At 67.8% G+C, this 18,334-nt stretch carries 24 protein-coding genes; 17 read left to right on the plus strand and 7 right to left on the minus strand.

Going from position 1 to position 18,334, the window contains the following annotated elements:
* From ffh to rplS, 7 genes are all read left to right on the plus strand, one after another.
* On the plus strand, window positions 1–1,350 hold a 1,350-nt coding region (gene ffh / locus ACOJSF_RS08010; RefSeq protein WP_420141691.1), incomplete at its 5' end, for a signal recognition particle protein.
* A 38-nt stretch (window positions 1,351–1,388) separates the two neighbouring features.
* The gene (gene rpsP / locus ACOJSF_RS08015; RefSeq protein WP_420141692.1) at window positions 1,389–1,802 is read left to right on the plus strand and encodes a 30S ribosomal protein S16; all 414 of its coding nucleotides are present in this window, start codon (window positions 1,389–1,391) and stop codon (window positions 1,800–1,802) included.
* A 51-nt stretch (window positions 1,803–1,853) separates the two neighbouring features.
* Window positions 1,854–2,006: a hypothetical protein gene (locus ACOJSF_RS08020; RefSeq protein ID WP_420141693.1), complete on the plus strand. Its 153-nt coding sequence runs from the start codon at window positions 1,854–1,856 to the stop codon at window positions 2,004–2,006.
* 19 nt (window positions 2,007–2,025) lie between these two features.
* Window positions 2,026–2,469: a ribosome maturation factor RimM gene (rimM, locus tag ACOJSF_RS08025; protein WP_420141694.1), complete on the plus strand. Its 444-nt coding sequence runs from the start codon at window positions 2,026–2,028 to the stop codon at window positions 2,467–2,469.
* Window positions 2,466–2,747, plus strand: a complete 282-nt coding sequence (locus tag ACOJSF_RS08030) for a hypothetical protein (RefSeq protein WP_420141695.1) — start codon at window positions 2,466–2,468, stop codon at window positions 2,745–2,747. Before rimM ends, ACOJSF_RS08030 begins: the two co-directional genes overlap by 4 nt.
* Window positions 2,744–3,472: a tRNA (guanosine(37)-N1)-methyltransferase TrmD gene (trmD, locus tag ACOJSF_RS08035; RefSeq protein ID WP_420141696.1), complete on the plus strand. Its 729-nt coding sequence runs from the start codon at window positions 2,744–2,746 to the stop codon at window positions 3,470–3,472. Before ACOJSF_RS08030 ends, trmD begins: the two co-directional genes overlap by 4 nt.
* Window position 3,473: 1 nt before the next feature.
* Complete coding sequence (rplS, locus tag ACOJSF_RS08040) at window positions 3,474–3,863, plus strand: 50S ribosomal protein L19 (protein ID WP_420141697.1); 390 nt, start codon at window positions 3,474–3,476, stop codon at window positions 3,861–3,863.
* Window positions 3,864–3,946: 83 nt separating this feature from the next.
* Here rplS and ACOJSF_RS08045 read toward each other — a convergent pair whose 3' ends face one another.
* Complete coding sequence (locus tag ACOJSF_RS08045) at window positions 3,947–4,372, minus strand: organic hydroperoxide resistance protein (RefSeq protein WP_420141698.1); 426 nt, start codon at window positions 4,370–4,372, stop codon at window positions 3,947–3,949.
* A gap of 140 nt (window positions 4,373–4,512) precedes the next feature.
* On the opposite strand from ACOJSF_RS08045, the gene ACOJSF_RS08050 reads away from it, so the two are divergent.
* Together ACOJSF_RS08050 and ACOJSF_RS08055 are read left to right on the plus strand one after the other, a co-directional pair.
* Window positions 4,513–4,950, plus strand: coding sequence for a MarR family winged helix-turn-helix transcriptional regulator (locus ACOJSF_RS08050; protein ID WP_420141699.1), 438 nt, complete (start codon window positions 4,513–4,515; stop codon window positions 4,948–4,950).
* A gap of 44 nt (window positions 4,951–4,994) precedes the next feature.
* Window positions 4,995–7,637 (plus strand): valine--tRNA ligase, encoded by a 2,643-nt coding sequence (locus tag ACOJSF_RS08055; protein WP_420141700.1) that lies wholly within the window; start codon window positions 4,995–4,997, stop codon window positions 7,635–7,637.
* A gap of 2 nt (window positions 7,638–7,639) precedes the next feature.
* On the opposite strand, the gene ACOJSF_RS08060 is transcribed toward ACOJSF_RS08055, so the two are convergent.
* The gene (locus ACOJSF_RS08060; protein ID WP_420141701.1) at window positions 7,640–8,368 is read right to left on the minus strand and encodes an SIMPL domain-containing protein; all 729 of its coding nucleotides are present in this window, start codon (window positions 8,366–8,368) and stop codon (window positions 7,640–7,642) included.
* Between the two features lie 201 nt (window positions 8,369–8,569).
* Between ACOJSF_RS08060 and ACOJSF_RS08065 the strand changes: the two genes are divergently transcribed.
* Window positions 8,570–9,214, plus strand: a complete 645-nt coding sequence (locus tag ACOJSF_RS08065) for a YbhB/YbcL family Raf kinase inhibitor-like protein (RefSeq protein WP_420141702.1) — start codon at window positions 8,570–8,572, stop codon at window positions 9,212–9,214.
* A gap of 68 nt (window positions 9,215–9,282) precedes the next feature.
* On the opposite strand, the gene ACOJSF_RS08070 is transcribed toward ACOJSF_RS08065, so the two are convergent.
* Window positions 9,283–9,606, minus strand: coding sequence for a DUF2218 domain-containing protein (locus tag ACOJSF_RS08070; protein WP_420141703.1), 324 nt, complete (start codon window positions 9,604–9,606; stop codon window positions 9,283–9,285).
* A gap of 83 nt (window positions 9,607–9,689) precedes the next feature.
* On the minus strand, window positions 9,690–10,259 hold the full coding sequence (locus ACOJSF_RS08075; RefSeq protein WP_420141704.1) for a PadR family transcriptional regulator: 570 nt from the start codon (window positions 10,257–10,259) through the stop codon (window positions 9,690–9,692).
* Between the two features lie 154 nt (window positions 10,260–10,413).
* Between ACOJSF_RS08075 and ACOJSF_RS08080 the strand changes: the two genes are divergently transcribed.
* The 5 genes from ACOJSF_RS08080 (at window position 10,414) to ACOJSF_RS08100 (ending at window position 15,012) form a co-directional block, all read left to right on the plus strand.
* On the plus strand, window positions 10,414–11,736 hold the full coding sequence (locus tag ACOJSF_RS08080) for a replication-associated recombination protein A (RefSeq protein ID WP_420141705.1): 1,323 nt from the start codon (window positions 10,414–10,416) through the stop codon (window positions 11,734–11,736).
* Between the two features lie 102 nt (window positions 11,737–11,838).
* The gene (locus tag ACOJSF_RS08085; protein WP_420141706.1) at window positions 11,839–12,441 is read left to right on the plus strand and encodes a LolA family protein; all 603 of its coding nucleotides are present in this window, start codon (window positions 11,839–11,841) and stop codon (window positions 12,439–12,441) included.
* Window positions 12,442–12,650: 209 nt separating this feature from the next.
* A complete protein-coding gene (locus ACOJSF_RS08090; protein ID WP_420141707.1) occupies window positions 12,651–13,454 on the plus strand; it encodes an exodeoxyribonuclease III in 804 nt (267 codons plus the stop codon).
* Window positions 13,451–14,512: a GTP cyclohydrolase II gene (gene ribA / locus ACOJSF_RS08095; protein WP_420141708.1), complete on the plus strand. Its 1,062-nt coding sequence runs from the start codon at window positions 13,451–13,453 to the stop codon at window positions 14,510–14,512. Before ACOJSF_RS08090 ends, ribA begins: the two co-directional genes overlap by 4 nt.
* A gap of 44 nt (window positions 14,513–14,556) precedes the next feature.
* Window positions 14,557–15,012, plus strand: a complete 456-nt coding sequence (locus ACOJSF_RS08100) for a L,D-transpeptidase family protein (RefSeq protein ID WP_420141714.1) — start codon at window positions 14,557–14,559, stop codon at window positions 15,010–15,012.
* A gap of 5 nt (window positions 15,013–15,017) precedes the next feature.
* Here ACOJSF_RS08100 and ACOJSF_RS08105 read toward each other — a convergent pair whose 3' ends face one another.
* Together ACOJSF_RS08105 and ACOJSF_RS08110 are read right to left on the minus strand one after the other, a co-directional pair.
* Window positions 15,018–15,554: a hypothetical protein gene (locus ACOJSF_RS08105; protein WP_420141709.1), complete on the minus strand. Its 537-nt coding sequence runs from the start codon at window positions 15,552–15,554 to the stop codon at window positions 15,018–15,020.
* Between the two features lie 35 nt (window positions 15,555–15,589).
* Window positions 15,590–16,267, minus strand: coding sequence for a YggS family pyridoxal phosphate-dependent enzyme (locus ACOJSF_RS08110; RefSeq protein WP_420141710.1), 678 nt, complete (start codon window positions 16,265–16,267; stop codon window positions 15,590–15,592).
* Window positions 16,268–16,290: 23 nt separating this feature from the next.
* On the opposite strand from ACOJSF_RS08110, the gene ACOJSF_RS08115 reads away from it, so the two are divergent.
* Entirely contained in the window at window positions 16,291–16,842 is a 552-nt protein-coding gene (locus ACOJSF_RS08115) for a thiamine phosphate synthase (RefSeq protein WP_420141711.1), read from the plus strand.
* Here the strand turns inward: ACOJSF_RS08115 and ACOJSF_RS08120 are convergent.
* On the minus strand, window positions 16,832–17,542 hold the full coding sequence (locus ACOJSF_RS08120) for a porin (RefSeq protein ID WP_420141712.1): 711 nt from the start codon (window positions 17,540–17,542) through the stop codon (window positions 16,832–16,834). The genes ACOJSF_RS08115 and ACOJSF_RS08120 overlap by 11 nt on opposite strands.
* Before the next feature lie 224 nt (window positions 17,543–17,766).
* Here ACOJSF_RS08120 and ACOJSF_RS08125 point away from each other — a divergent pair, with 224 nt between their 5' ends.
* The gene (locus tag ACOJSF_RS08125; protein ID WP_420141713.1) at window positions 17,767–18,207 is read left to right on the plus strand and encodes a DUF3576 domain-containing protein; all 441 of its coding nucleotides are present in this window, start codon (window positions 17,767–17,769) and stop codon (window positions 18,205–18,207) included.
* The last annotated feature ends 127 nt before the right edge of the window (window positions 18,208–18,334 follow it).

Genomic DNA, 18,334 nt, shown 5'->3' on the forward strand with positions numbered 1-18,334 from the left:
GTTCGCAAGTTCGTCGACGCCGCGACCGAAAAGGCCATCGGCCAGGACGTGCTGCGTTCGGTCACGCCGGGGCAGCAGGTCGTCAAGATCGTCCATGACGAGCTGGTGGCAATGCTCGGCGCGGAATCGTCGGACCTCGCGCTCGACGTGACGCCCCCGACGGTGGTGATGATGGTCGGCCTGCAAGGGTCGGGCAAGACGACCAGCACCGCCAAGATCGCCAAACGCCTGAAGGAAAAGGGCGCCAAGAAGGTCCTGATGGCGTCCCTCGACGTCAATCGCCCGGCCGCGCAGGAGCAATTGGCGGTGCTGGGCACCCAGGCCGATGTCGCGACCCTGCCGATCGTGGCGGGCCAGCAGCCGGTCCAGATCGCGCAGCGCGCGATGCAGGCGGCGAAGCTGCAGGGCTATGACGTGCTGCTGCTCGATACGGCGGGCCGCCTGCACGTCGACCAGCAATTGATGGATGAGATGAAGGCAGTCGCCGACATCGCGACGCCGAACGAAATCCTGCTCGTCGTCGACAGCCTGACCGGCCAGGACGCGGTCAACGTCGCCACCAACTTCTCCGAGCAGGTGCCGCTGACCGGCGTCGTGCTCACCCGCATGGACGGCGATGCGCGCGGCGGTGCCGCGCTGTCGATGCGCGCCGTCACCGGCAAGCCGATCAAGTTCGCCGGCACGGGCGAGAAGCTCGACGGGCTCGAACCCTTCCATCCGGAACGCGTCGCCGGCCGCATTCTCGGCATGGGCGACGTGGTCAGCCTGGTCGAGCGCGCGGCGGAGACGATCAAGGTCGAGGATGCCGAGAAGCTCGCCAAGCGCATGGCGGAGGGCAAGTTCGACATGAACGACCTTCGCGCGCAGCTGGCGCAGATGCAGCGCATGGGCGGCCTGTCGGGGTTGGCGGCGATGCTGCCGGGTGTGAAGCAGGTGAAGCAGGCGATGGCCAACGGCGCCGCCGACGATCGCGTGCTGGTGCGGATGGACGCGATCATCGGATCGATGACGCCCAAGGAGCGCGCCAAGCCCGAACTGATGCAGGCCAAGCGCAAGATTCGCGTCGCCAAGGGCTCCGGCACCACGGTGCAGGACGTCAACAAGCTCCTGAAGATGCATCAGGAGATGGCCGGCATGATGAAGAAGATGAAGAAGATGGGCGGTCTGTCCAAGCTGGGCGCCCGGTTCGGCAAAGGCGGAGCCGGCGGCATGGGTGAGGGTGACCTCCAGTCGATGCTCGGCGGTGCGGGGCTTCCGCCCGGCGGGCTTCCGGGCCTGCCCGGGCCGGGCGCCCCCGGGGCGCCGCAGGGCCTGCCCCCCGGCTTCCAGAATTTCCTGAAGAAACGTTGACCTTAAAAATCGAACTCTAGACGAAGGAAGAAGACCCCATGGCCGTTTCCATCCGCCTGTCGCGCGGTGGCGCGAAGAAGCGCCCTTATTATCGCATCGTCGTGGCCGACGCCCGTTCGCCCCGCGACGGCAACTTCATCGAGAAGATCGGCACCTACAACCCGCTGCTCGCCAAGGATGACGAGAAGCGCGTCGTGCTCGACACCGAGCGCGCGAAGCATTGGCTGTCGGTGGGCGCGCAGCCGACCGACCGCGTCGCCCGCTTCTTCGACGCCGCCGGCGTGAAGGAGCGCGCCGCGCGCAACAACCCGAAGAAGTCCGAGCCGGGCGAGAAGGCCAAGGAGCGCGCCGAGGAGCGTGCCGCCAAGGCCGCTGCCGCCGCCGAAGCGGCTGCCGCGCCGGCCGAAGAGCCCGCGGCGGAGACGCCTGCGGAAGAGACCGCCGAGGCCTGATTGGAGCCGGGCGGTCGTCGGTGCGTTTCTGGTCGATCGGCCAAGGAGAGCATGATGACCGCCCCCGACCAGCAGAATCCCGACCCCGAGCCTCATGCCGGACAGGAACCGACCCTCAAGCCCGGCAACGGAGCCTCCGCGCAGGAGCCCGCCGAAGGCAGCGAGGACGCCAATCCCCCCGTCGAAGGATCCCCGCGCGGCTGACGGGGGCGACCGCACGGTCGTGCTCGCGGTCGTCACCGGCGCGCACGGCATCGGCGGTGAGGTGAAGCTGAAGCTCTTCACCGACGATCTGTCGCCCTACACACGTTTTAACGCTGGCACGCTGACGCTGAAAAGCCTGCGCGGACTGATCGCGCGGTTCGACGAAGTGCCCGACCGCAATGCGGCCGAGGCACTGCGGGGAACCGAGCTGACCGTACCGCGCAGCGCGCTGCCGCCGCTCGAAGAGGGCGAATACTATCATTTGGACCTGATCGGCCTTCCCTGCGTCTCGACGACGGGGGAGGCGGTCGGCCAGGTCGTGCTGATCGAGAATTTCGGCGCGGGCGACGTGATCGAAATCGAACGCCCCGACGGGAAGCGCTTCATGGTGCCGATGCGGATCGAGGCCGTGCCGGAATGGGATGCGAAGCGACTCGTGGTCGATACGGCGTTCGTCGAATGACGCTCGAAACGCTCTTCCTCGTCCTCATCCCGCTTTACCTCGCGATGATTGCCTATGGCGTCGTGGGCGCGCGAAGGCGGGGGACGCCGGGACGCGTGCGGGTGGCAGCTGCCTCGCTGATGGTGGTGATCCCGCCGCTCGCCATGCTCGGCGCGCTCTATTCGACGGGCGATGCGTTCCTGATCGCGGGGTGGGGCGTCGTGACGCTGGCAATGCTGGCGAGCGGGATCGCGACCGCGTTCGTGACCGAATTCATCGCGCGCCGGACCGGGGCGTGACCTTCGCCGCGACGGTCCTGACGCTCTATCCGGAGATGTTTCCGGGACCGCTCGGCCTCAGCCTTGCCGGCCGTGCGCTCGCGCAGGGCACATGGTCGCTCGACGCGGTACAGATTCGCGACTTCGCGACGGACAAGCATCGTTCGGTGGACGATACGCCGGCGGGGGGCGGGGCGGGGATGGTGATGCGCGCCGACGTGCTCGCCGCCGCGATCGACGCCCATGCCGACGACCGCCCGCTGATCGCGATGACGCCGCGTGGCGCGCCGCTGACGCAGAAGCGGGTGCGCGACCTGGCCGAAGGGCCCGGAGTGACCATCCTGTGCGGCCGATTCGAGGGGATCGACCAGCGGCTGTTTGACGCGCGTGCGATCGAGGAAGTATCGATCGGCGACTACGTCCTGTCGGGTGGCGAGGTGGGTGCGCTGGTGCTGCTGGATGCTTGCGTCCGGCTGCTTCCCGGAGTAATGGGCGCGGCTTCCAGCGGGGACGAGGAAAGCTTCGAAAGCGGCCTCCTCGAATATCCGCATTATACCCGACCATTTGAATGGGAAGGGCGCACGATCCCCGAAGTGCTGCGATCGGGGGATCATGCGAAGATCGCGGCCTGGCGCAAAGCCGAGGCCGAGGTCGTCACACGGTCACGGAGACCGGACCTTTGGGAGCGCCATATCGGCGCTCGGGTCCAGCCTCCCTCTGGCGCGCGGCAGAAGAAGGACGAATGAGATGAACCTCATCCAGCAGCTCGAGGCCGAGCAGATCCAGGCGCTGACCGAGAAGCGCGCCATTCCCGAATTCCGCCCCGGCGATACGCTGAAGGTCGGCGTGAAGGTGGTCGAAGGCGAGCGTACCCGCGTGCAGGCCTATGAGGGTGTGTGCATCGCCCGTTCGAACAAGGGCATGGGCTCCAGCTTCACCGTCCGCAAGATTTCGTTCGGCGAGGGCGTCGAGCGCGTCTTCCCGCTCTATTCGCCGAACATCGACACGATCGAGGTCGTGCGCCGCGGCGTCGTGCGTCGCGCCAAGCTCTATTATCTGCGTGGCCGCACCGGCAAGTCGGCGCGTATCGCCGAGCGTCGCGACAACCGTCCGGCAAAGGACGCCGCGCAGGGCTGATCCCTTCGCGGGCATCATGAAAAAGGGCCGCTCCGGAATGCCGGGGCGGCCCTTTTCGTGTCGGCGTCCCGGCCGATCACGGCTCAGACGATGGTGAGCCCGACGTCGAGATTGTTGCGGGTCGCGTTGGAATAGGGGCAGATCTGGTGCGCAGCCGCGACCAGCTTTTCCGCGTCGGCACGTTCGACACCGGGCAGCGTGATCGCAAGGTCGGCGGTGATGCCGAAGCCGCCCTCGGAGCGCGGGCCGATCCCGACGGTTGCGGTCACCGACACATCGTTGGGGACGCGCAGCTTGAGCTGCTGGCCCGCCACCTTCAGCGCGCCGATGAAGCAGGCCGAATAGCCGGCGGCGAACAATTGTTCGGGATTGGTGCCGTCGCCACCCGCGCCGCCCAGTTCCGCCGGCGTGGCGAGTTTCACCTCGAACCGTCCGTCCTCGGTCCGTGCCTGACCGTCACGTCCCCCGGTGGCAGTAGCGCGCGTGCGATATTTGACGTCAACCGACATGGTAGCCTCCTCAATTCGTCCGCGATATTCCTTATCGCGATAATCAATAGGTAGGAGCTGCGTCTGCCCTTGTCCAGCGAAAATTTATCGCGATATAAGATTGCGTCGGCTAGCCGGCGCTTGCCCGGGAGATGATGGCCATGCCTGCCCCTTTGCCGCTCGATCAGCAGCTCTGCTTTTCGCTCTATTCCGCGAGCATGGCGATCGGCCGTACCTACAAGCCGCTGCTCGACCGGCTCGGCCTGACCTATCCGCAATATCTCGTGCTTCACGCCTTGTGGGAGGAGGATGGACGTACGGTTGGCGCGATTGCCGACCGCCTGTCGCTCGAATCGAGCACGGTCACGCCACTGGTCAAGCGGCTGGAGGCGGGGGGGCTCGTACAGCGCGCCCGCAACCCCCAGGACGAGCGGCAGGTGCAGGTGCGGCTGACCGATCGCGGCCGCACGATCCGCGACGAATGCAGCTGCCTCGGCGAAACCCTGCTCAAGCGATCGGGGATGAGCCCGGCGGATCTCGGCGCGCTCAATGACCAGGTTCGCGCGCTGCGGACGGCGCTGGCGGCGGCGCAGCGCTGAAGGGGTCGCCTCCGCCCGAAACCGCCTCTAAGAGGCGACGCGCTATGACCATCGACAAGACGTTCGACCCCGCAGCGATCGAGGCGCACTGGTATGCGCATTGGGAGGGTAGCGGCCTATTCCGCCCCGCGCGGGACGAGGCGGAGCCCTTCACCATCGTCATCCCGCCGCCCAACGTGACGGGATCGCTCCATATCGGCCACGCGCTCGACAACACTTTGCAGGACATTCTCGTCCGTCATGCGCGTCTGCAGGGCAAGGACGCCTTGTGGGTCGTCGGCACCGACCATGCGGGCATCGCGACGCAGATGGTGGTCGAGCGCAACCTGGCGAAGGAGGGCGTGACCCGCGCCGCGCTCGGCCGCGAGGCGTTCGTCGACAAGGTGTGGGAATGGAAGGCGGAGAGCGGCGGCCAGATCACCCGCCAGCTTCGCCGGCTCGGCGCATCGTGCGACTGGGCCAACGAACGCTTCACGATGGACGAGGGCTTCTCGAGGGCCGTCGTGAAGGTGTTCGTCGAGCTGTACAAGCAGGGCCTGCTCTATCGCGACAAAAGGCTGGTCAATTGGGACCCGCATTTCCGCACCGCCATCTCCGACCTGGAGGTCGAGACGAAGGAGCGCAACGGCCAGTTCTGGCACCTGCGCTATCCGCTGGCGGACGGCAGCGGCAGCATTTCGGTGGCGACCACGCGGCCGGAAACGATGCTCGCCGACATGGCAGTCGCGGTGAACCCGGAGGACGAACGTTATAAGGCGCTGATCGGCCAGCAGATCCGGCTGCCGATCACCGGCCGCCTGATCCCGATCGTCGCCGACGAACATGCCGATCCGGAACTGGGATCGGGTGCGGTCAAGATCACGCCGGGCCACGACTTCAACGATTTCGAGGTCGGGCGCCGGGCGGGCTTCAAGCCGGCCGACATGCTCAACATGCTCGATGCCGACGCGAAGGTCGTCCAGACCGCCGACGGGCTGATCCCGGCCGACCTGATCGGACTCGACCGATTCGAGGCGCGCGACCAGCTCGTGAAGCTGCTCGAGGAAAGCGGCGTGCTGGAAAAGGTCGAGGATCGCGTGATCCAGACCCCCTTCGGCGATCGGTCGGGAGCGGTGATCGAACCGTGGCTGACCGACCAATGGTATGTCGACGCCGAGACGCTCGCCAAGCCGGCGCTGGAGGCGGTGCGCTCGGGCGACATCCGCGTCGTGCCGGAAACGTGGAAGAAGACCTGGTACAACTGGCTGGAGAATATCCAGCCCTGGTGCGTGTCGCGCCAGCTCTGGTGGGGCCACCAGATCCCGGCCTGGTATGCCGACGATGGAGAGGTATTCGTCGCTGAGAGCGAGGTCGAGGCACAGCGCCTGGCCGGCAACAAGCCGCTTCGGCGCGACAGCGACGTGCTCGACACGTGGTTCTCGTCCGCTTTGTGGCCGTTCGGCACGCTCGGCTGGCCCGAGCAGAGCGAGACGCTCAAGCGCCATTACCCCAACGACGTACTCATCTCGGGCTTCGACATCCTGTTCTTCTGGGATGCGCGGATGGCGATGCAGGGACTGCACTTCATGGGCGAGCGCCCGTGGAAGACGCTCTACCTGCACGGTCTCGTCCGCGACCAGCATGGCGCGAAAATGTCCAAGTCCAAGGGCAATACGGTCGATCCGCTCGGCCTGATCGACAAGTATGGCGCCGACGCCCTGCGCTTCACGCTGGCGGCGATGGAAAGCCAGGGGCGCGACATCAAGCTCGATGAGAAGCGCGTCGAGGGGTATCGCAACTTCGCGACCAAGCTGTGGAACGCCGCGCGCTTCGCCCAGTCGAACGGCATCGGCGGATCGACCACGCTGGAGCCGCCGGTCGCGACGCAGGCCGTCAACCGCTGGATCATCGCCGAGACGGTGAGGACGATCCAGGCGCTCGATCTCGCCTTGGCCGACCTGCGCTTCGATGAAGCGGCCAACACCATCTATCACTTCGTGTGGAGCCAGTTCTGCGACTGGTATCTCGAACTGACCAAGCCGATCCTGCAGGGCGAGGATCAGGCGGCTGCGGACGAAACGCGCGCGGTCGCGGGCTGGGTGCTCGACCAGATCCTGGTCCTGCTCCACCCCTTCATGCCGTTCATCACGGAGGACTTGTGGCACGCGCTGGCGACGCGCGACCATGACCTGATCGTCGCGAAATGGCCGATGGCCGACGCGCGCGCGATCGATCCCGAGGCGAGCGCGGAGATCAGCTGGCTGATCCGGCTGGTGCAGGAGATCCGCGCCGCGCGCGCCGAACTGAACGTCCCGCCCGGCGCGAAGCTGACGCTCCATGTCAGCGGTGCGTCGGCCGAGACAACGGCGCGGGTCGACCGCCAGCAGGCGACCTTGTCGCGGCTCGCGCGGCTGGAGGCGATTCGGCCAACCGCGTTCGAAGGCGCGGGTGCGGCGCAGGTGGTGGTCGACGAGGCGACCTTCGCTTTACCGCTCGAAGGCGTGATCGACCTCGCCGCCGAACGCGGCCGCCTCGCCAAGGGGGCCGAGGCGGCGGAGAAGGAAGCCGCCTCGCTGGCCGGCCGCCTCAACAATCCCGCCTTCGTCGAGAAAGCGAAGCCGGAGGCGGTCGCCAAGGCGCGCGAGGACCATGCCGCCAAATCCGCCGAGGCCGAACGCCTCCGCGCCGCGTTGACGCGATTGGGCTAGGCTCACCGCACGATGGAATAGCTCACCGAGATTTGCACCGTCGTGCTGATAGGCTGGGGGCTTAGGTCCACGGGTATGGGCGGCGGCGGTGGCGGTGGGGCCGGCGGTGGGGCCGGCGTCATGTTCGGAGCGCGCTGGATGACCGCTTGCCCCCCGAACGTATTATCCACGACACGCAACAGCGGACCGAGCTTGGCGCCCGAGCTGTCGGCGATCGCCTGCGCCTGGTCGCGAGCTGCGGCGACTGCGGCCTGCATCGCCCGACGCCTGGCCGCGGCGGGATCGGCCAAAGCGTAGCCCGCCAGCTGCACCTCGCTCGCGCCAAGCCGACTGGCAAGTCCGATCGCGGTACCGACATCCTTGATGCGATTGCTCCGGACCGTCACGGGCAGCTGCGCGATATAGCCGATGATCGCGCACTCGCCCGTCGACAGGCGACGTGTGCCGAAGCGGCTGTCATCGCATGCCTTGGGCCGGACTTCGGCTATCGACAGAGCGGCGGTTTCAAATTCCATATCCGCGCCCAACACGCTGGCCAGGGCGCCCCTTATCGCCTTGCTGCCCTGACTGAGTTGCCGGACCGCGTCGTCCGATGTGGCGCCTTCGCCGCGCACGGTAAGCGCGATGAGTGCGGTGTCCGGAGCCGTCTTGCTGACGCCGGTGGCCGCGACCTGGATCTGAGGCGTGATGGATTCGGCGTGGGCGTTGGCCGCGCCTGCGGCCACTGCCATCAGCGGTATCACTCTCATTGCGCGCATGGATCACCCTCCGAATGTGCAGACAGGTTATGATGCGACCCTGCGACCGTAAAGCGTCGCCGCTGGTCGGGCCTTGCGTCGGCTTCGTGACCGCTGCCACTTAGGCTAACAGCTAAGGCAGCCAGTTGGACGCTCGAACGTTGGATTGGTGGCAGAGATGGAGGAAGGCGGCCAATGCTCGAGAATGTCCCGCAATGGCTCGGCGCGATGCTCCGCAACGTCCGCGCGGGTCATGCCAAGCTGACCATCGTCCAGGGGGACCTCAACGTCCCCAATGTCAGCCTGGAACTGGCGAGCCCCGCCTTCGCCGATGGCGCGCGCCTGCCAGAGCGGTTCACCGCCGATGGCGTGGGCGTTTCGCCGCCGCTCGTTTGGCGCGATCCGCCGGCTGGCACGGCGGGCTACGCCCTCATCGTCGAGGATCCCGATGCACCGGCGCTCGAACCGCTCGTCCATGCGATCGTCTGGCAGATTCCGGCCGATGAGCGGCGGCTCGAGGAGGGGGCGATCGTCGCTGATGGCGCGGGCGGCCCCGACGGGCGCGATGTCGGACGCAACAGCATCTTCGCCGAAGGCTGGCTGCCGCCCGACCCGCCGACGGGGCATGGCATCCACGATTACGTCTTCCAACTCTTCGCGCTCAGCGAACTGATCGATCTTGGGCGCAACCCCGGCCGCAGCGCATTGGCCGGCGCTCTCGAAGGACGCGTCCTTGCCGCCGGCGTGCTGGTCGGCACCTATTCGCGCGGCGAGCAGGTGGCGATCAGCGGCCAGGACGATCAAGTCGGGGCGATCCCGGCGGGCGTGGCGCTGGCCTGATCGCGGCGGCCCGCGCGAGCAGGGGCGACGCGGGCTCAGTCGTCTTGCGCGGTCGCGGATAATGCTCGCTACGCATCGTGCCAGGCGAAGCTTAGCGGGGCCTCGCGAAATGCGAAGCGGTCGAGGTGGCTCGCCACCACGCCCTTCAACTGGTCACGCTGTTCGGCCGAGCTGGCATCGATCCGCACGTCCAGAACGGTCTCGCGCGCGTCGAAGATCGCGACCGCATCGCCCGGATAATCGGTTCCGCGTACGTCGCGCGGGAAGGTCACCATGCCATGCTCGGCGGTGAATTCCACCGTCAAATTGTGCGACCAGTGCTTGCACAATTGCTGGAGGTAGCGGCTGCCGCTGCGGGTCGGCACGGCGGCGGTTGTCGAGAAAATGTCCATGGTCGGTTTCGTCCTTGGATATGTCAGGGAACGCGCGGCGACCGGCGTGAGGTCAAGCCGGCGCCGCAGGGCCGCCAGCCGGGTCACCGGTCGAGGCGCTCGATCTTGCGCGTGGCTTCGTCGAGGATCGCAGTCACGTCATGCACCATGTCGCGCCTCTGGGCCGAGGACAGGGCGTCGCGAAGCGCCATGTGAAGGCTCACCATCGCCCGCTTGACGGGCGCCGCGCTGTGGCGGCTCTCTTCCTGACCAAGCCGCGAAAGCCGCTCGATCAACGCGTCGACCTCCGCGCGCTTCTCGCCGAGATGGGCGCGCCCCGCGTCGGTTATGGCGAAGCGCTTGCGGGCGCCTTCCGCCTTCACCTCCTCGATATGCTCCAGCTCGTCGAGCATGGTGAGAGTGGGGTAGACCACGCCGGGGCTGGGGGCATAGGCGCCGCCGGTCCGCTCCTCGATCGCGCGGATCAGGTCGTAGCCGTGACGCGGCTGCTCCTCGAGCAATGCGAGCAATACCAGCCGCAATTCGCCGCCGTCGAACACCCGGCGGCGTCCGCCGCCGCCATGCTCGCCGCGTCCGCCGCCATGGCGGTGCTCCCCATGCATGCCGCCAAATCCACCGCCTACCCAGCGGCCATAGCCATGTCCAAATCGCATTCTTCGTATCTCCATGAGTCGAATCATAACTAAGATATATCTTAAACTATTTCAAGATAGACGAATTGGGTCAGGATCTGGGCGCGTTCCCTGGCGTATGCGCGACGGCATTGTTCGCTATCGCAGCGTCGGCCGCGCACCCTATATATCGACCATGCCCGATCTTTTTGGAGCCGAGCCACCGCAGGACGCGCCGGCATCCGCGCCGCCCGCCGGGGCTCCGCTCGCCGACCGGCTCCGGCCAGCCAGTCTTGATGAGGTGATCGGGCAGGAGCATCTTACCGGCCCGACCGGCGCGATCGGGCGTATGGTGGCCGTCGGCCGGCTGTCCTCGATGATCCTGTGGGGCCCGCCGGGCACGGGCAAGACGTCGATCGCGCGGCTGCTGGCCGACGCGGTCGGCCTTCGCTTCGTCGCGATTTCCGCCGTCTTCTCAGGGGTCGCCGACCTCAAGAAGGCGTTTGCCGAGGCGCGCGAACATGCCCGGCTTGATCGGCGCACATTGTTGTTCGTGGACGAGATTCACCGCTTCAACCGTGCCCAGCAGGACGGTTTCTTGCCTTATGTCGAGGATGGGACCGTGGTGCTGGTCGGCGCCACCACCGAGAACCCGTCGTTCGAGCTCAACGCCGCCTTGCTCAGCCGCGCGCAGGTCCTGATCCTCAACCGCCTGGATAGCGCGGCGCTGACCCGCCTGCTCGACCGGGCCGAGCAATTGGAGGAGCGTCCGCTTCCGCTGACGCCCGAAGCGCGCGAGTCGCTGGTCGCCAGCGCCGACGGCGACGGCCGCTTTCTGCTCAACCAGGCCGAGACCTTGTTCTCCGTCGGTCTGACCCAGCCGCTCGATCCGGGCGCGCTCGCGCAACTGCTGCACCGGCGGGTCGCGGTCTATGACAAGGACCGTGAGGGGCATTACCACCTCATTTCCGCGCTGCATAAGTCGGTGCGCGGGTCGGATCCGCAGGCGGCGCTCTACTATCTGGCGCGGATGCTGGTGGCAGGGGAGGAGCCGCTCTATCTGCTCCGCCGGATCGTCAGGATGGCGAGCGAAGATATCGGGCTCGCCGATCCGCAGGCGCTGGTGCAATGCCTCGCCGCCAAGGAGGCTTACGATTTCCTGGGATCGCCCGAGGGCGAACTGGCGATCGCCAACGCCGTCCTCTACCTCGCCACCGCGCCCAAATCGAACGCAGGCTACATGGCGCACAAGGCGGCGTCGCGCGCGGCGAAGGACACGGGGTCGCTGATGCCGCCCAAGACCATCCTCAACGCACCGACGAAGCTGATGAAGTCGGCCGGTTATGGCAAGGGCTACAGCTACGACCATGACGCGCCGGATGCCTTTTCCGGCGACGATTACTGGCCGGAGGAGATGGGGGCGCAGACCTTTTACACGCCCACCCCGCGCGGCTTCGAGGCGAAGATCGCCGAACGCCTGGCTTATTGGCAGACCCTGCGCGAGGAGCGTCGGGCCTGACCCCGTCTGTTGCTCTTGCTCCAACGGAGCGCACGCCCGGCGCATAGTTCACCCCAAGTTCAACGCCTTTCGCCCATCTGCCGGCCCATGCTAGGAACCCGCATGCTTCGCTACGCCCTCCCAGTCGCCTTGATTGCCGCCGCCCCGGCCACCGCCGCCACCGGCGTGCTCGCCCAGGTCCAGGCGCATCTGCGCGCGGTCGAGACGATGACGGCGGACTTCGCGCAGACCGACAGCCGGGGGAAGACGCTGACCGGCACCCTCTCGCTCAAGCGACCGGGCAGGATCCGCTTCCAATATGAGAAGGGCGTCCCCCTGCTTGTGGTCGGTGACGGCAAGGCGCTGACGATGATCGATTATCAGGTGGCGCAGGTCTCGCGCTGGCCGATCGGCAATTCGCCGCTGTCCATTCTGCTCGATCCCGACCGTGACGTGTCGCGCTTTGCCCGCGTCCTTCCCGGAACGCCCGATGGGCGTGTGCTGATCGAGGGGCGGGACCCCAAGCATCCGGAATTCGGCACGATCACGATCGGGTTCACGCGCCTCGGCTCGGCGCCGGGCGGGCTCATGCTGGCGGGATGGACAGTGCTTGACGCACAGAACAACCGTTCGACCGTCGTGCTGTCCAACCAGCGCTTCAACGTGCCGATAAACGACAGGACGTTCCTTTGGCGCGATCCGCGACCGAAAAATCGGGGTCGCTGAATCTCCATTCATGTTCGTGACAGGTACGCTGTCCTATTCACCGCTCGTGGCCGCGCCGCCGCCCGGGATTTCCCCCCTGTTACCCGGGCCCTTGGCGCGACCCACCTGCGTGACGAACGCCAGGTCGGCCCTCGCTCCAGCCCCCGGAGCGAGGGCCTTTCCATAGGCGCTTTCTTCCCTCCGCCCCCGCCCGTCGCTACATGCCCGCCATGACAGTTCTGAAAATCGCGTCCTGGAACATTAATTCGGTGCGCGCGCGGATCGGCATCGTCGAGCGCTTCCTGGAACAGGAGCAGCCCGATATCCTCTGCCTGCAGGAGACCAAGGCGGCGGACGACGTCTTTCCTGCCGCCGACTTCCGCCGAATGGGCTATGTCCATCAGCGGCTGCATGGCCAGCGGATGCATCACGGCGTCGCCATCGTCAGCCGCATCCCGATCAGCGAGGCGATCGACGATTGCTGGCGCTATGACTGGCAGGACAATGGCGAGGCGCGCCACGTCGGCGTTCGGCTGGAGGCGGGCTTCCGACTGGAAAATGTCTACGTGCCTGCGGGCGGCGACATCCCCGACCCGGCGGTCAACCCGAAGTTCGCGCAGAAACTCGCCTTCGTCGAACGGATGACCCAATGGTCAGCCTGTCTGAACGAGCCGACGGTGATGGTGGGCGATTTCAACATCGCGCCGCTACCCTCCGACGTGTGGAGCCACAAGCAGTTGCTCGACGTGGTCAGCCATACGCCCGTGGAGGTCGACGCGCTCGGCCGGTTGCAGGCGGCGCACGGCTGGGTAGACCTCGGCCGCCACTTCCATCCCGCGCCCGCGCGGCTCCATACCTGGTGGAGCTATCGCTCGCCCGACTGGACGGTCAATGATCGCGGTCGCCGGCTCGATCATATGTGGGCGTCACCCGAAATCGCGGCCAAGGCCGTTCGCCATACGGTGCATGAGGATTGCCGCAACTGGCTCAAGCCGTCCGACCATGTCCCGCTCGTCACCGAGTTCCGGGTGTGAGCGACGCGCGCGCTGCCGCCCGTGCGCTCGACGCGCTGCGGCGCGGCTGGCCGGTTCGTATTGTGGGCGAGGGCGGTGCGCTGGCCGTGCTCGCGGTCGAGACGGCCGACGACCAGCGGCTGGCCGAATTCGATCCTGAGCGCCGCGCGGGCCTGCTGTTGTCGTCCGAGCGCGCGGCGATTCTGAAGCTCGCCAACCAGCGGGACGCGGCAACGCCCGGCATTCCGGTGCTGATCGATCGTGTGCCCTGGCTCGACCTGCCGGCCGCGCTCGCGCTGGCCGATCCGGCGCACGATCTCGCCAATCCGCTCAAGGGGCCTTACCGGACTCGCCCGGTCGAATGTGGCGAGGCGGCGTCGGCCGCGCTGCTGCTGGCGCGCACTGCCGGCCTGCTGCCGGCGATGTTCGCGCTCCCGGACGGGCAGGGAGAGGCGCGCGTCGCGGCCGGCGACATCGCGACGCTCGCGCGGCAGGACGGGCTGACCATCGCCGCACGTGCGCGCCTGCCGGTGGCAGGGGCCGAGGACGCCGAGATCGTCGCGTTCCGCGCGCGCGCCGACGCGGCCGAGCATGTCGCGCTGGTTATCGGCTCGCCCAACGGCAGCCCGCCGCTGGTCCGCCTGCACAGCGAGTGCCTGACGGGCGACGTGCTGGGGAGCCTCAAATGCGATTGCGGGCCGCAGCTTCATGCCGCGGTCCATGCCATCGCCGATGCCGGCTGGGGCATCCTGCTCTATCTCAGGCAGGAGGGGCGGGGCATCGGGCTCGTCAACAAGCTGCGTGCTTATGCGCTGCAGGATCAGGGCTACGATACGGTCGAATCCAATCTGCGCCTGGGCTTCGCGATCGACGCGCGCGATTTTTCGGTCGCGGCGGCGATGCTATGCCTTTTGAACCAGGATCGCGTTCGCTTGCTGACCAACAATCCGGCGAAGGTCGCGGGGCTCGAAGCGGCGGGCGTCGCCGTGACCGAGCGCGTGCCGCACGCCCTGCCGCCCAATCCGCACAATGCGCACTATCTTGCCGTGAAGCGCGACCGGACAGGGCACCTGCTTTGATCCTGCGCTGCGACACGGGCACGGGCCTTCTCCACGTCGGCACGATGGCAATCCGGTGCAGTATCGGGCGGGGCGGCACGCGCCCGGCGGCGGACAAGCGCGAGGGTGACTGCGCCACCCCACTGGGCCTGTGGCCGGTGCGTGGCGTGTTGTTTCGGCCCGATCGCGTCGCGCTCCCCATCCGCCTGTCGCTGCCATGGCGATGGATTCGACCGGACGATGGCTGGTCCGACGGAGCGGGGGATCCCGCGTATAATCGCCCGGTGCGCCATCCCCATGCGCAGTCCGCCGAACGGCTGTGGCGCGACGACGGGCTGTACGACATCATCGTGGTGCTGGGCCATAATGATCGACCGCCCGTCCCCGGCCTCGGCAGCGCGATCTTCCTGCATTGCTGGCGCGACGGCGCGACGACCGAGGGTTGCGTCGCGATCGCGCGGACGGAGCTCCTCGCGCTGTTGCCCGCTCTGTCGCCCGGTGATGCCCTGCTGATCGATTGAGCGGGTCAGGGGCCGCAGGTCCAGAACCCTTCGTAGGTCCGCCGGCCGCCGTCTGCGCGATCGATCCTGATGGTGGCACGATGTCGCGACCCTTCATTCCCCGTGGGGATCGCGGTCCCGCGCACGATCTCGACCGTCAGCCCGCGCGTGCCGAGCGACGCACCTTTCGCAAGCGCGTCGAACCCGCCCTCGGTGCGACCGACCAGCCGTTCGACCGTGCCGTTGGCGCGCATCATCGCGCTCGCGCGTCCGGCGGGATCCACGTCTGCGGCGGCGATGAGCAAGGTTTCTCCAGCCGGATTGGCAAAGGCGCAGCGCAACTCGCCTTCGAGCGCCGCCTCGTCGCCGGTCAGGGGGTCCAGAGTGATCGGATCGCCGCCTGTCGCTTCGTTCACGACCGGCGCCGTGCGTTCGGCGGGCTCGACCGCCGCGCCCGCAACTTGATTACCGTCCGCATCCTGCGGAACCGGTGTCTCCGCAGGCGAACAGGCGGAGGCCAGGACGGGGAGGATCAGCAGGGCAATCGTGGAGGAGATTTGCATCTGCACCCAACGAAAAACGGTTCCTCGAGGTCCCTCTAGCCGCGCGCGCCGAACAATGCTGTGCCGACGCGCACATGGGTCGCGCCCAGCATCACGGCCGTCTCATAGTCGCCCGACATGCCCATGCTCATCGCCGGCAGGCCGTGCCGCCGCGCCAGTTTCGCCAGCAGCGCGAAGTAGGGCGCGGGCTCGCCCTCCGCCGGGGGAACGCACATCAGGCCGGCGATCGTAAGGCCGAGTGCGCCGCACCGCGCGAGCAAGGCGGGGAGGGCGTCGATCGCGCAGCCGCCCTTCTGCTCTTCCGCGCCGATATTGACCTGCACGAACAAGGTAGGCGCGCGGCCCGTCCTGCCGATTGCCTTGGCCAGCGCCTCGGCCAGGCTTTCGCGATCGACCGAATGGATCGCGTCGAACAGCGCGACCGCTTCCTCGGCCTTGTTCGACTGAAGCTGGCCGACGAGGTGGAGGCGCAGGTCCGGACATTCTGCCCGGAGCGCGGGCCACTTCGCCTGTGCTTCCTGGACCCGGTTCTCGCCGAAGCTGCGCTGCCCCGCCGCGATCAGCGGCCGGATGGCCTCGACGGGGTGCGTTTTCGAAACCGCGATCAGTTCGACCCGCGCGGGATCGCGCCCGCCAAGGCGCGCGGCAGCGGTGACACGCGTGCGGATGTCGGCGAGCCGCGCCGCGGCATCATCCTGTTCGATCATAGGCATGGCGCGCGCTATAGGCATGCTCGATGGCCCGCCGCCAGCCTCTCCCCCGCCTCTGGCTGATGACCGACGAACGGATCGGCGACGCACTGTGGGATTCATTGGAGCGGTTGCCGCGCGGATCGGGGATCGTGTTCCGCCATCATGCGACGCCGCCGACGGCGCGGCGTGCCTTGTTCGACGCGGTGCGCCAGGTGGCGCGGCGGCGCGGGTTGGTGCTGGTGCTGGCCGGTACGCCGCGTCTTGCCGCCGCGTGGCGCGCAGACGGCGCGCATGGATCTTCGCCTTGGCGTCGAGTCGGCCGTCCACTGATCCGGACAGCGTCCGCGCACCGCCGTGCGGAGCTGACACGCAATGTCGACCTGATCTTCCTGTCGCCGGTGTTCGCGACCCGCTCGCATCCCGGCGCGCCGGCTCTCGGCCCGGTGCGATTCGGCCTGATGGCGCGCGGCGCGCGCCCGTCGATCATGGCGCTGGGCGGGATGGATGCGCATCGCGCGCGCCGGCTACGCACGCTGGGCGCCGACGGTTATGCCGCGATCGACGCCTGGGCCGGCGCGGACCGCGTCAGAACTTGAAGGTGGTGCCCAGATAGACCGCCTGGCTGTCGCGGCGGTTGTCGGACAAGGACAGGACCTGGTCGCGCTGACGCTTGTAGCGGACCCCGCCGGTCAGATCGATCTTGCGCGTGAGCGAGTAGGACCCGCCGAGACCGACCGACCAGCTTTCGTCGATCCCCATCAGCGCCGACCGCTCGTCGCTCGCACGCTCGGCCCCGACGTCGACCGAAGTCGACCAGCGCTTGCCCGCATAGCTCAGCCCGAAATCGGCCGATTCGGTTCCGGTCGGCAGCAGTCCGCCATCGGTCCGCGAAATATCACCCGAGAGCGCGAAACGCTTCCACCCGACCGACGCGCCCAGGCTGTAGGCCGACGGGCCGAGACCCGAACCGGGCATCGCCGAAGCGTGCGACGCCGCCTGCTGCGGCGTGGTGCCACGCGCGCGCACGGCGACGGTGACCGCGCGACGGCCGGTGGTGTCGCCCGACGGGGTGAAGCGGAATGCGCCGCTGGAGAAATTGCCCGTGCCGAGCCCGTTGCGCGCGAACAGGGCGGCCATGCGCGGATCGGCGGCGGCGGGGGTGAAGGCGCCGAAGCTCGGCAGATCACCGGCCTGAGGAGGAGGCGACTTCGGCCGGGTACGCGGGCGTGCATCCACCGCGCCGAGCGGGGCGAGCATAAGCGATGCGAGCGCAAACGCGCCGCCCCACTTTGCCATGCCTCCCCGAATCAGTGCCATGTCGCGGCCGATACCCTATGTTTGCACCGCGCCTACCACGGAGCGGCGCAAGCGTTCCACGCGATCCTTCGAATTCCTGCGGCATGTTGCAGCCCGCCCACAATCGGGCACCCCCAGGCGCCCCGCCGCAGCGTGCTTGCGGGCGGAACGCGACCTTCTATAACGACGCCCCTCACACAGTTCCACCCAAGGCTTTCTATCCGATGCATCGGTCCCGCTACGCTCTCGCCGTCATGCTGTGCGCCGCCCTGGCCGGCTGTGGGCTCACGGGGGGGCGGCGCAAGCCGACCGCCGCCGTGTCGGCACCCGCGCGGGTCACCGCGATCGGCGTCAACGCTTATCTGTGGCGGGCCGCGCTCGACACGCTTTCGTTCATGCCGATGGCGCAGGTCGACAGCAATGGCGGCGTGATCGTCACGGAATGGCGCGCCGACCCGCGCGTTCCCAATGAGCGGGTGAAGGTTTCGGTCACGATCCTCGACGCCGATCTGCGTGCCGACGCGGTGCGCGTCGCGACCGCACGCCAGATCCAGCAGAACGGCCAGTGGGTCGACGCGGCGGTGCAGGCATCGACCAACCAGAAGCTGGAGGAGATCATCCTCCAGAAGGCCCGCGACCTCCGGCGCGACGCCGGCCGGGACTGATCCGTCGATGAGCGAGCGGTTCGAGCCCCGCGACAGCGATGCGCGCTGGCAGCGGGAATGGGAAACGCGCGGCACCTTCCACGCCGACGACAACAGTCCCAAGCCCAAGGCCTATGTGCTGGAGATG

Origin of the sequence: Sphingomonas sp. (genome assembly GCF_048594985.1) — a bacterium.
In the GTDB taxonomy this organism is placed as follows: domain Bacteria; phylum Pseudomonadota; class Alphaproteobacteria; order Sphingomonadales; family Sphingomonadaceae; genus Sphingomonas_I.